Genomic DNA, 12,417 nt, shown 5'->3' with positions numbered 1-12,417 from the left:
AGATGGCGATGAGAGGGTGGCTGAGAAGAAAAAAGACATCTGTCAAAGACAGGATGAGCCACTCGAGTGAGCCTATCCGTGTCCGGGAAATCAGTGAGCGATTAAGTGATAACCTTGCGGAGCTGAATGCGATATTTACGCTTACACCCGATTTGGTCATTCGGACGTTTGCGTGCCAGCATATAGATGGCATGGTTACACTCGTCTACCTGAATAGCTTGGTTGACAAAAATTCGATTAATAATAATGTGCTTCGTCCACTTTTGTCACACCCAGAGGGTGAGAAATCGAGTCTTTTTGACCTGTTATCTGTCGGGAAGGTATCCGTTGCCTACGACTTTCGGAAAGTAGAAACCGAGATTTTGCTTGGGAGCAGTCTTTTATTTATCGAGGGTCGAAAAGAAGTGCTTGTGATCGAAACGAATGGATGGCCGCAGCGGGCAATAGAAGACCCGCAGTTGGAGGCTGCGCTTAAGGGAGGACACCAAGGGTTTGTCGAAACGGACGCCCAGAACATTGCCCTCATTCGCCGCTATATTCCCAACCGTGAATTAAAAATAAAAGAAATGTGGCTGGGAGAACGAGGCCTTACAAAGCTATCGATCATGTACTTGGCTGATGTGGCGAATCCGGAAATATTACAGGAGATGGAAGATCGGCTCAAGATGATCAAGGTTGACACGATTCTCAATGCGTCTGAACTGGAGGAGTATATCGAGGATAATCCTTATTCGCTGTTTCCGCAGTTTTTGACCTCAGAGCGGCCCGACACAGTTGCCTCTCACATCTTGCAAGGGAAGATTGCTGTCGTTGTCGATCGCTCTCCAAGCGTATTAATCGGACCGGCTACTTTCGCTTCCTTTTTTCAAAGCGTTGACGATTACGGTACACGTTGGCCTGTCGCCACGTTTATTCGCTTGCTTCGATATTTAGCTTTTTTGATTGCTACTTTTTTACCCGCGATTTATATTGCGTTGATTTCTTTCAATTATGAGGTGATCCCACTCGATTTGATTTTGTCAGTCGGAGAGTCCCGCGAAAGGGTTCCATTCCCACCCTTGTTAGAGGCATTTATTATGGAGCTCACACTGGAAATGCTCCGGGAATCGGGTATTCGCTTGCCGGCTCCTATTGGACAAACTGTGGGTATTGTGGGAGGTATCGTGATTGGTCAAGCGGTTGTGCAAGCAGGGATTGTGAGCAATATTATGGTGATCGTCGTTGCATTTACAGCGATCTCATCCTTTATTATTCCGAACTACGATATGGCCTCGGCAGTCAGGCTTATTCGTTTTTTGATGATGATCCTCGCTGCGATGTTTGGGTTCGTTGGAATTATTGTGGGATTAATGGCACTGATTGGCCATTTGATTACGCTGGAATCATTAGGTGTTCCTTATGGAGGCCCTCTTGCTCCTGTGCGCTTCGGCGATTGGAAAGATTTGTTTATCCGCCTGCCACTATGGAAAATGAAAGAGCGTCCCCTGTCAGCCTATACGATTGAAGAGGAAAGACAAGGCGATAATCGGCCAAGGGAGGACGGGTGATGAAAAAATATACGTACAACCAATTGAGCGTCCTTCAGTACATTCTCCTCATTCATGGGGCACAAGTAGGGATCGGCGTATTGACGATTCCCAGAGAATTGGCGGAGAAGGCGAGCACCGACGGATGGATATCGCTTTTGATCGGATGGCTTGCGGCAACGCTAGTCAGTCTCGTCATCACGAACATGATGAAGCAGTATCCGGAGAAGACGATCATCGATATATTCCCATTGATCCTGGGCAAGTGGCTCGGTCGTATCGCTATTGTTTTCATGTTCATTTATTGCGGGGTTGCAGCGTTCGTTTTGCTGATAAATGCCACGGGAATCATTAATGTTTGGCTCCTGTCTCAGACACCCGCCTATGTTGTCGTGTTCCTTTTTACGCTGCCGACTTATTTTGTTCTCCAGGGAGGGGTTCGCGCCATAGGAAGGTACGCCGAGCTCGTATTCTATCTTACGCTTTGGATACCTTTTGTTCTCACGACGGCTTATCGAGAGGTTCATTGGTTAAACTTGCTGCCATTGATCAAGGACGGCTGGCACCCGATATGGGAAGCGAGCAAATCCACCGTACTCTCCTTTCTTGGATTTGAGTTTGGTTATTTTGCCTACCCTTTTCTTCAAAAAAAGCAATATGCGCCTCTTGGCATTGTCATTGCGAATACATTGACGTTGTTTGTGTATCTGTCTGTCGTTGTCGTTTGCTTTGCATACTTTAGCCCCGATGAAATTACGCAGTATACATGGCCTACGCTCAATTTATGGAAAGCCATTGAGTTCCGCTTTTTAGAACGTGTCGATATTCTTTTTCTCTCTACTTATATGTTTATATTGTCAACGACTGCATTGCCGTACATCTATTTCTGTGTCTTTTCATCCAGTCAGTTATTCGGCATGAAGGATCACCGCAAGCATTTGCGCCTGTTCCTTCTTCTGGTTCCAGTGGCGCTATTGTTTTATACGCCATCCTTTATTGATCTGAAGAAATCGATACAAATTTGGAGCTTTGCAGGCTTGGGCTTTGCTTATGCGCTTCCTCTACTGGCTTGGGGGCCGATCAGGCTATCGAAACGAGCAGAAAGGGGGGAAAAAGCGTGAGGGCATTTGCTCAGATTCTGTTATTGAGCTTGCTGGTAACGATGTTGACAGGTTGCAGGGATCAGATCAATTTGGAGGATACCACTTTATCACTGATGGTCGGAATTGATTTGAACGAAAAAAATGAGCTTCTCTTTTATATCTCAAGCCCGGTGTTCAATCGGGAGGCGAAGGAAAAATCTGAGGAATACGGTATCCGGTCATCTACCATTAGAGAGTCGAGAATGGGTTTTGATGAGCGAGTGACAGGCTTGACCCAAGCAGGCAAAATTCAGGTGCTTGTGATGGGGAAAAAGCTGCTGGCTCACCCGGACTGGTTTCGGCTGCTGGATGTCGTTTTTCGGGATGCAAAATTCAGTGTCAACGCCCGCATGGCTGTGCTTGACGGTCCATTGCATGAGTTGTTTGATTTTAAACCAAAGGACAAGCCTCGTCTAGCCATTCATGTAACAACGCTGATAGATACAGCCAATAACCGAAATCTGACGGTAAAGACGAGGGCGCAGGAGCTCCATCGGCAAATGTATGAAAAAGGGATGACGCCTACCATGACTGAGTTGAAAAAAGAAAAGCGGGCGGTCAAGGTAACAGGGACGGCTTTGTTAAAACAAAATGGGACGTACGCAAGCCTGATAGAACCGCGGGATACGATTCTTTTGCAAACGCTGCTCCATGAAAAGCAAGGGGAACTGTCCGTCACCATCCCGATTAAAGAGCCGAACGATCAAAAACAAATATCGAAAGACAGGATCAGTTTTTTTATCAAGGGAGTCAAAAAAAAAGTAAAAACAACCTATCAGAACGGTCGGTTTCATTTTGACGTTCATTTCAACTTGCGAGTGTCCATATCAGAGCGAATGTTTCCGTTCGACATGGAAAAGGACCACAAAAAGATGGAGAGAATGATCAGTGACGAGTTACAGAAGGATTACATGAAGTTAATCAAGAAATGCCAGGAAATAGGTGCAGACCCATTTGGGTTTGGTCTCTATGCGCGTGCCTATGAATATAAAGAGTACAAAAAGGTAGAGAATGATTGGACGAAGGCTTTTTCCAATGCCAAAGTTGAAATCAAGTCAGACGTATCGATCAAGGGAAATGGTGTCGTAAAGTGAAGACAGAAAGACAAAACCCCCTGGCAATCAGTAAATGCCAAGGGGTTCGTTATTAATAGATCGCTTCCCAGCCTGCAGGAGTGACGAACAGGCGAATCGCCTTGATTTTGCGGTCGTCCATCAGAGTGAAGTAGTGGCGGTAGTTCGGTGGTACGGAGATCAGATCGCCTGGCTCCAGCTCGACGTCGAAGTAGCGACCATCTTTGCCTTTGATGGCGAAAATGCCGTGACCATCGACGCAGAAGCGGCACTCATCGTCGGTGTGGTGATGCTCGCCCTTGAATTTCACCAGCAGCTCATCGAGGTTAGGCGTTTTGTCAGAGAGGACGATAATGTCTGCTGTCAAATAACCGCGACGTTGGCTGATCGCATCGATTTCGGACTTGAAGGTGTCGAGAATCTCTTGTTTTTCCTCGTCAGTCGGGCTGTAGTTATCACGGTGCTTCGGATCAAGGCGATCCACGCCCCATTTTTCGTAAATGATCTCTTGAGTGTCCAGGAAGGAGACAACTTCCTCGGGTGCTGAGATGTACTCATTGTTGTCGTGAAAACGAATTTGTGCCATCGTTTATTCCTCCTTAATTGGTGGTTGTAGTGGACACGACTGCTTGGCGCAATTGCAGCCAGCGGGCGTGATACTCGAATAGGAATTCAAAAGCCTCCAGGTGGCGCTTGGCCTCGAAGTCATTGCCGCCCCACGTGTAGATCCCGTGGTTACGGATGAGTACGCCGGGAACCTCTGGTGTGATCACTTTTTCAATTTCGGCGGCCAAGGTCGGAATATCGGCAAAGTTCTCAACAATCGGAACAGTAATGCGTGCGTTTTCTTCCCAGATTCCGAGTCCCTTGATTAGCTCTTGTCCTTGAATGGAGAAAGCGCGTTGTCCAAAGTACAGCTCGGAAATGAGGTTGTTCCATACGGTATGGACGTGGAAGCAAGCACCGGCCTTCGGGAACGATTTGTAGACGACGGCGTGGATGAGGGTTTCCGCGGAAGGCTTGAGCGTAGTTTCATCCACCGGACGCGAGTCTTGATCCACGACCAGATAATCTTCGGGAGACAGCTTGGTTTTGTCTTTGCCGCTTGCCGTTACAGCAAATTGCAAGGGATCGTTTTGTATTTTAATCGAGAGATTGCCACTAGTGCCGGGAAACCAGTCCCGGCGGGCAAATGTTAGCTTGGCGTCATCCAGACGGCGAAAGGCATCCAGACGTTGTTCAAGTGTTGCGGTCATGAATTAGACAACCTCCTGTTGGACTTGCTGTAAAGTGCGAATCACGTCGTGGAATGTGGCAAACTTGCTATGCGGCAATTGCAGCTCTTCCGCTTTGTCAGCGAGGAAGTGACGGGCAATCACATAGTCAGCGATTTTGGCTCCAGCCAAATCCGTGATAGAGTCGCCGATGACGATGCGGAAATGGGTCGCTGGATCGTAACGGCGGATGATTGTCGTCTTGCACATACCGCAGCCGTTCGTGCAATGTTTATCGCAAGCGTTGGGCCATGTAATGGTGATCCGCTCTCCGCTAAAATCACTGCCGTTGCAGTAGATCGGAACATCGGAGAGATCAAAAGGGGCCAGGATAGGCTCCAGGAAAAAGTCGATGCCGCCACTCGTGATCAACAGCTCGATGCCTTCTTCGCGACAATAGCTCACGAATTCAGCAAATCCCGGGCGAATCGTCGCTTCATGGACAATAAAATCGATAATGTCCTGGCGCAAGGAGGAGGGCAAGAGTTGAAACAGCTTGCCTACCCCTTCCTGAACGCTTATTTTTTGGGAAAGGATTTGCTCCGTCAGGGCTTCCCACTCAGGGGGAGCAAACTTGCGGACAATCGCTACAATGTTGTCTTTTTCGGTAATCGTTCCGTCGAAATCGCAGAACAGGACGAGCTTCTTGCTCATCGTGCGCCACCCCACTTTTCCAAGGCGATCGCCAGTTCTTGTGAATCAGCGGCAGCCTCTTCCAGTGTTCGGCCTGCTGTGACAGCCTCAATCGCGGCAACGAATGCTTTTGCTCCTGCGGTTGCTCCACCAGGATGACCGTGGATTCCGCCTCCTGCATTGACGATTTGATCCAGACCGAAGTCTTTATAAAGCTGTGGAACCAGTCCCGGATGAATGCCAGCAGAGGGAACCGGGAAGGAACGGCGTACACCATTCAGCGGGTCAGTCAAATGCTTGGCGAGCTGCAACGCTTCTGTCTTGTCCAGGGCGACGTTACCATATGGAGATGGGAAGAGCACCAAATCTGCACCAGCTACGCGCATCAACGTTCCGAGCAGAAGCGGGGTGGCGATACCGTAGTCGGGTGATGGATAGTAAGCGCCTGCCAATGCTGGATGCGCCATGATCGGTACATGTACATCAGGATCGGCTGCCAAACGGTGCAGGGCATCAAAGCCAAAGGCCAGCACATTGAACAAGAGGCAGTCAGCACCCGCATCTACTGCACGTTTCGCTTTTTCGTTCAGTTCATGTACAGGTCCAGTCAGGTTGGCTGCATAGAGGACGGGCTTGCCTGTTTCGGCTTCGGTCTCCTGAGCGATCTGCTTGAACGCTTTGATCCTTTCGATAAAAGGAGCGCGGTCATCTGCAAAGAAGATTTCGTCATCTTTCACCAGATCGACTCCGCCCAAGGCTTGTGCCCGGAATTGCGTTTTCAGGTCGTCGAAAGGAAGGCCCAGGCACGATTTGAAAATGCTCATCAAGAGCGGTCGGTTATGTGCTGCTAAACGTTCGCGCAGACCGTCAATGCCGAACTTCGGTCCAGGAAAAGCCTGAAGGAACGAGTCAGGAAAAACGATGTCGACGAGCTTGATTTTGCCATCCATCGATAGTTTGCCGAATATTCCGGTCAACAAGGATGGAATGTCTGCTGTAAAATTACGAGTCGGATAGCTGACGGTAATCAAACCGCGTGTTTCTCCGTTTTCCAGTGTCTCAAGTGGTGTCGCGCTCACGGCTTCACCAAGATACGGCGCTAGCTCAGCTTGCTTGGCAAGCGGTAGGTCCGTCCAGGAACCGACTGTCATGCCGACAGCTATGGCTTGTGCCTTTTTGTTCAAGTCTTTTGCTTGTGTGAGATAGGTGACGAGGATACGTTGTTCACTCATGGTACGTCTAATCCTCCTTGATAAATTAAAAAAGCCCCCCCATTGAGCGGGGAGGCGGTTGTCGACTAGGAAAGCGTCTCGTCTCCTCTCATCTCTCGGGTCAGTAGCCGAGATGAGCCAAAAAAAGCTCGATCTCGACTCTTATCCGTTGGAATTAGCACCGTTTCGCTATCCAAGGTACGCATCATCAGCGTACGATTCATGGTATAGCGCCGGTTGCCGGGCATCATAGGGCCAGTCCCTCAGCCAGCTCGCGATAAGAGTTATTCGTTTCCCCCATGATATGACGTTCATTGTCAGGAGTCAATCTTTGTTTTTGCAGAGAATGTGCAGTGGATTATTAGAAAAATAAGACGAAGGTGAAACTTTTTGGCAATTCTTTCGTGGTAAGGGAGGAAGGGGTGTGAACGGCTTGGGAAAGTAGGTCTGGAGGATGTGTACCAGCTACATGTAAACGATATTTACCGCTATCTTTTCCGGCTGACACGAGATGAGAGACTGGCAGAGGATCTGACACAGGAAACCTTTTGTCGCGCCTTCTCTTCCTTGGATGACTACCGTGGGGAAAAAGTACGGCCCTGGCTGTTCAAGGTGGCCTATCACGCTTTCGTGGACGGTTATCGCAAGAAGACGAAACAACGATTTGCGTTTGTGGAAGCCTTGCCAGAGCGACGTGATCATTCGGTGGTTGATCCGGCAGAGCATGTCGTGAACAAGGAGCTGTGGGAAGTGGCCCATGACTATTTGGAGCAACTTCCGGAAAAGCAGAGACAGGTCATTTTGTTGTCTGCCATGCAGTTTTCCTACGCGGAAATGGCAGAGGTACTCGGAATCGAGCTGGCAGACGTCAAGCGTTCCTTGTTTCGGGGACGACAAAAGATGCGGCAGTTGTGGAGGGAGGAAAGCCGGTGATGAACACAGATGAGAATAAACGCGAGCAGAGGCTGCTTGCTTATTTGCGTGGGGAAATGGCGGAAGAAGATTCAAAACAATTCGAGGACGAAATAGCCGCTGACGAGGAATACGCACAGCGATTGGAGAGGCTTTTGTTGGGGGAAGAAACGAGAGAGGACAACGTGAAAACAAAACAGCCTGAAACACTGTCCGCTGAAAAACAGCGTGCCATTGTTCGCCGGGGGAAATGGAAAAATCGGTTGTCCAACGCTGGATTCACCATAGGGCTTCCCTTTTTGGCCGGAGTTGTGTTGCTGATTCTGAATGGCTGGGTTGGGTCTCTGATGCATGAAGATCTGTTTCGCGTTGCGAAGTCGATGGTCAATTTTACTCAACCAGGTGTTAGTGTAGGCGGTAGTGGCTCGCAGGTGGGATTGTTTTACGGCAATATCAGCATGGAGTTGCGTGAAAGGGTTGGAGCGGAAGAAAAGAACGCTGGCCGCTTTGAAAGCACAAATGTGCTGTGGAACGTAAACGCTGGGCCGAAATGGCCGAATGGGGTCAGGGAACAGAAGCTGTATTTCCGTTATCCGACAGAGGGGGCAATGGAGAATACGGACTTTCGCACTTCACCTGCCTGGACAACGATGGAGAAGCTGCCCGAGGGAACGGTTTCACAGCTTGCGATTTCCTTCGATCACTTCCTGACGTACGAGGAGTACTATGAACTGGTTTCCCGCCATGTTGCCTCTTCGGGACAAGATACGGTTTGGTTTGCAGTAGACACAGGGGTCGAGACCAAAGAGAGTGAAGAGGGACAGTTGATGGTAGGTCCCGGAAAAGTATGGGGTTTTGCAGAACGGGAGCTGGATTATGGTGGACCTATTCTTGTAAACGGGGAAGGGGATAGGCGGATGGCGACTTATCTGAACGAAATGAAGTACTTGTCCGAGCAAGAAGGTTTGACTCGCGATATCGGCAGATCCTTGTTATTTCGTAGCGATCCGCAAATTACAGAACGATACAACTACATGCAGCAAAACGGAGTTCGTATCTACGGCGCTGTCCTAACCGGACCTACGAAAGAACTGTTAAAGCTCAAGGCCGAAAAGTCGATAACAGCAGCGCTTCTAGGCAAGGTAGACTGGTGGAATTGGGAGCAGCCTGCGGCATCGGGAGCACATTACACTTACTAGTAACAAGGTGCGAATTTTTGCACAAAAGGGTGTTGACATCGTGGAAGCGTTGGTTGTATGATTCAAACTAAATCAAAAACCGAATACGTTTTGGATACCTTATCCAGAGAAGGTGGAGGGACTGGCCCGATGATACCCGGCAACCGACATGACGCCATTCAGACGCGAGGAAGCGACTGATTGACAGGCGACATGCACGGTGCTAATTCCTGCAGAAACAAAAGTGGTCTGGAAGATAAGGGGGACATCAACACGGTTCTTACACGTGACGACAGCGACCTCTTTTCTTCGGGAAAAGAGGTCTTTTTATTGCTCCAGGGACACAAACAAAACAAGTAGAGATAGAGGGAAAATACGTAGAGGGGAGTTTTGGAATCATGGCATATCGCGCATTGACTGAACAGGAAGCAGTGGAGTACGTAAAAGGAATACCGGGTCTTTTTAGCGAAGGAGCAGAGCTGACCAGCCGAGAAATCGGGGATGGCAACCTCAATCTGGTTTTTGACATTCAAGAGCCATCAACTGGTAAGAGCGTCATTGTTAAGCAAGCACTGCCTTTTGCCCGCGTCGTGGGAGAATCTTGGCCGCTTACGATTGATCGGGCTCGTATCGAGAGCGAGGCACTCCGCATTCAGCACAAATACGTTCCAGACTTGGTGCCGCAGGTGTATCATTTCGACGGGGAGCTTGCGTTGACTGTCATGGAAAACGTCGGGGACCACATCATCATGCGCAAAGGTCTGATCGAAGGAAAGCGGTACCCGCTATTTGCGAAGCAAATTGGTCGTTTTCTCGCGCAAACCTTGTTCTTTACATCCGATCTGGGCGCGCATCCGTACGATAAAAAAGCGCTAGTCGGAACATTCATAAATCCAGAATTATGCAAAATCACAGAAGACCTCGTTTTTACTGATCCGTATGAAAATGCGCCTACCAACGACTTCAATCCGTTGATTCGCCGGGAAGTCGAGGTGATCTGGAACAACAGGCCGCTGAAGCTGGAAATCGCCAAGCTGAAATACGATTTCCTTACGCGCGCAGAAGCGCTGCTGCATGGTGACTTGCATACCGGAAGTATTTTCATCACGGAAAACAGCCTGAAGGCAATAGATCCAGAATTCGCTTACTACGGTCCAATCGGTTTTGATATCGGGGCGGTCATTGCCAATCTGTTGCTCAACTACGCAGGACAGCACGGTTTGCAAAAAGATCAAGGAGAACGGGAAGCGTACCGCGAATACTTACTGGAAACGGTCGAGGATGTCTGGAATGAATTCGTTTCGCAATTCGTTCAGCTCTGGCACAAGCACGCCAAAGAGCGCAGTGCCCATGTCGAGGGACTTTGGCAAAGCTACGTGAAGCGCCTGATTCAGGATACAGCAGGCTATGCCGGATGCAAAATCTTGCGCCGTGTCATCGGCTTGGCAGGCGTAGCGGACCTGAATGCCATCGAAGACGACCAGACTCGCGCAGAAGCAGAGCGTCTGGCTCTCTCGATTGGAGAAGCGCTGATTCTCGGTCGCGGCAGCATAGACGAATCGACAGATATCACGGACATCGTACGCACTGTGACCGAACGTTACTATCAGGAGGCAACGACAGTATGACAACCAGCACCCAATTGGCACCTGTTAAGTGGGAGAATGACGCATTGGTCTTGCTTGACCAGACGCGTCTGCCAGTAGAAACGATCTATTTGAACTTGACTACCTCCGAGCAAGTATGGGGTTCTATCCGTCGTTTGGAGGTGCGTGGCGCACCAGCGATTGGCATGGCGGCGGCTTACGGACTCTACCTTGGGATTCGTGGCAGTGAAGCGAGTAACTACGACGAGTTTTGGCAGGAACTGAACCAGCAGGCAGACTACCTGGGCTCTTCCCGTCCGACAGCCGTGAATCTGTTCTGGGCATTGGATCGCATCAAAGCTCGTGTTGAAAAAGAAAGCGGAGCGTCGATTGCCAAGTTAAAGGCGGCAGTGCTTGATGAAGCACTGGCGATTCAAAAGGAAGACGCTGAAGTATGCCGGACCATCGGAGAACATCTGCTCACACTGTTGCATGACGGTATGGGAATTCTCACGCACTGTAATCCAGGGGCATTGGCTACAGCAGCGTACGGTACGGCTACCGCTCCCTTTTATTTGGCAAAGGAACGCGGCTGGAACCTGAAGGTGTACGCGGACGAAACCCGTCCTGTCCTGCAAGGCGCTCGACTTACTGCATTTGAATTGCAGCAGGCAGGGATTGATGTGACGCTGATCTGCGACAACATGGCCGCGATGGTAATGTCCCAAGGGAAAGTAGAGGCTGTCATTGTGGGTACAGACCGCGTAGCAGCGAATGGCGATGTCGCCAACAAGATCGGTACGTATGGGGTAGCGGTATTGGCAAAAGCTCACGGCATTCCTTTTTACGTGGCCGCTCCCTTGTCCTCTGTTGATCTGGAGACACCGACAGGCGCAGATATTCCGATTGAAGAGCGTCCAGCCGAGGAAATTACCCATGGCTTGGGCAAACAGGTAGCTCCAGACGATATCAAGGTGTACAATCCTGCGTTCGATGTAACGCCTGCGAAGTACATTACAGCAATCGTTACGGAGACAGGCATTTTCAAGCCAGAAGAGATCGGCAATAGCAAAAAATAACAGAACTATTTTAAGCGTTCGCCCTGTTGTTACTGGCGGGCGCTTTTTGCTCATTTTGGTGTTTTCCAGTAAAATAGCCAAGAAAAGGGGAGATTCGTATGCAACCGATTCAACGGATAGCCATCAATGAAGATACGTACTTGAAACAATTAGAATTAGCTGATGCTGAGGAGTTATTTTTGCTTACGGATTCGAACCGGGAGAATCTTATGGAATGGCTGCCGTGGCTGAATTATACGAAGAAGGTAGAGGATTCGCGCCAATTCATCCAAGCGACGATCAACCAGTACAACGATAATCGCGGCATCAACTACGGTATTTGGTACCAAGGACGTCTGGCTGGTACAGTCGGTGTACATACGGTGGATTGGATTAACAAAAAGACGTCCATTGGCTATTGGCTGGGTGCGCAATTTCAGGGCAAGGGCCTGATGACAGAAGCAGTGGCGACCTACTTGGACGTATTGATCTTCGGGTCGTGGGATTTGGAAAAAGTAACGATTCAGGCTGCTACGGAAAACTTCAAGAGCAGATCGATCCCCGAACGATTAGGGTTTCAACTGGAAGGGATACTACGCCGGAATGAATTCCTTTACGATCATTACGTGGATCATGCCACTTACAGCCTGCTAAAAGAAGAATGGCTCGACTGGAAAACCGATAAAAAATCTTAGATCGAACTGTATGCTTCGATTGACAATGAAAATTCTGTAAATTACGATGGTGAAGACAGATCAAGAGGGCTGCGTGTGATTCGCAAGCCCTTTTTTAGTCGTGCTGTTAGGTTTGAATAAATAGAGGTG

The 12,417-nt window shown here is 49.2% G+C and carries 12 protein-coding genes and 2 riboswitches; of the genes, 8 read left to right on the top strand and 4 right to left on the bottom strand.

The features are described from left to right. The first annotated feature begins 2 nt into the window (after positions 1-2). From AB432_RS25185 to AB432_RS25175, 3 genes are read left to right on the top strand one after another with little or no spacing between them, the layout of a single operon-like run. Entirely contained in the window at positions 3-1,547 is a 1,545-nt protein-coding gene (locus AB432_RS25185; RefSeq protein ID WP_048034621.1) for a spore germination protein, read from the top strand. Further along, positions 1,547-2,647 carry a GerAB/ArcD/ProY family transporter gene (locus tag AB432_RS25180; RefSeq protein WP_048034620.1) on the top strand — a complete coding sequence of 367 codons (1,101 nt, stop codon included), beginning with the start codon at positions 1,547-1,549 and terminating at the stop codon, positions 2,645-2,647. Before AB432_RS25185 ends, AB432_RS25180 begins: the two co-directional genes overlap by 1 nt. Continuing rightward, entirely contained in the window at positions 2,644-3,762 is a 1,119-nt protein-coding gene (locus tag AB432_RS25175) for a Ger(x)C family spore germination protein (protein ID WP_048034619.1), read from the top strand. Before AB432_RS25180 ends, AB432_RS25175 begins: the two co-directional genes overlap by 4 nt. A gap of 52 nt (positions 3,763-3,814) precedes the next feature. Here the strand turns inward: AB432_RS25175 and AB432_RS25170 are convergent, their stop codons facing one another. The 4 genes from AB432_RS25170 to AB432_RS25155 are packed head-to-tail and all read right to left on the bottom strand — an operon-like array spanning position 3,815 to position 6,880. Then, complete coding sequence (locus AB432_RS25170; RefSeq protein ID WP_048034618.1) at positions 3,815-4,327, bottom strand: 1,2-dihydroxy-3-keto-5-methylthiopentene dioxygenase; 513 nt, start codon at positions 4,325-4,327, stop codon at positions 3,815-3,817. Between the two features lie 13 nt (positions 4,328-4,340). After that, positions 4,341-4,997 (bottom strand): methylthioribulose 1-phosphate dehydratase, encoded by a 657-nt coding sequence (locus tag AB432_RS25165; protein ID WP_048034617.1) that lies wholly within the window; start codon positions 4,995-4,997, stop codon positions 4,341-4,343. 3 nt (positions 4,998-5,000) lie between these two features. Further along, complete coding sequence (locus AB432_RS25160; protein WP_048034616.1) at positions 5,001-5,669, bottom strand: 2-hydroxy-3-keto-5-methylthiopentenyl-1-phosphate phosphatase; 669 nt, start codon at positions 5,667-5,669, stop codon at positions 5,001-5,003. Next, complete coding sequence (locus tag AB432_RS25155; protein WP_048034615.1) at positions 5,666-6,880, bottom strand: 2,3-diketo-5-methylthiopentyl-1-phosphate enolase; 1,215 nt, start codon at positions 6,878-6,880, stop codon at positions 5,666-5,668. Before AB432_RS25155 ends, AB432_RS25160 begins: the two co-directional genes overlap by 4 nt. Positions 6,881-6,965: 85 nt before the next feature. Next, positions 6,966-7,143: riboswitch (SAM riboswitch) on the bottom strand. Between the two features lie 172 nt (positions 7,144-7,315). Between AB432_RS25155 and AB432_RS25150 the strand changes: the two genes are divergently transcribed. From AB432_RS25150 to AB432_RS25130, 5 genes are all read left to right on the top strand, one after another. After that, on the top strand, positions 7,316-7,792 hold the full coding sequence (locus AB432_RS25150) for a sigma-70 family RNA polymerase sigma factor (RefSeq protein ID WP_053079628.1): 477 nt from the start codon (positions 7,316-7,318) through the stop codon (positions 7,790-7,792). Then, positions 7,792-8,970 (top strand): anti-sigma factor, encoded by a 1,179-nt coding sequence (locus AB432_RS25145; RefSeq protein WP_201265946.1) that lies wholly within the window; start codon positions 7,792-7,794, stop codon positions 8,968-8,970. The genes AB432_RS25150 and AB432_RS25145 overlap by 1 nt, the downstream gene beginning before the upstream one ends. 96 nt (positions 8,971-9,066) lie before the next feature. Beyond that, positions 9,067-9,212, top strand: a riboswitch (SAM riboswitch). Positions 9,213-9,347: 135 nt separating this feature from the next. Further along, positions 9,348-10,577 (top strand): S-methyl-5-thioribose kinase, encoded by a 1,230-nt coding sequence (gene mtnK, locus AB432_RS25140; protein ID WP_048034612.1) that lies wholly within the window; start codon positions 9,348-9,350, stop codon positions 10,575-10,577. Continuing rightward, positions 10,574-11,614 (top strand): S-methyl-5-thioribose-1-phosphate isomerase, encoded by a 1,041-nt coding sequence (gene mtnA, locus AB432_RS25135; RefSeq protein ID WP_048034611.1) that lies wholly within the window; start codon positions 10,574-10,576, stop codon positions 11,612-11,614. The genes mtnK and mtnA overlap by 4 nt, the downstream gene beginning before the upstream one ends. A 98-nt stretch (positions 11,615-11,712) precedes the next feature. Beyond that, complete coding sequence (locus AB432_RS25130) at positions 11,713-12,288, top strand: GNAT family N-acetyltransferase (protein WP_048034610.1); 576 nt, start codon at positions 11,713-11,715, stop codon at positions 12,286-12,288. Positions 12,289-12,417: the final 129 nt, after the last annotated feature.

The organism is Brevibacillus brevis (assembly GCF_001039275.2).
GTDB lineage: Bacteria > Bacillota > Bacilli > Brevibacillales > Brevibacillaceae > Brevibacillus > Brevibacillus brevis_C.
Note: the sequence above shows the minus strand (reverse complement) of the source record. Positions and strands in the feature narration are given on the sequence as shown.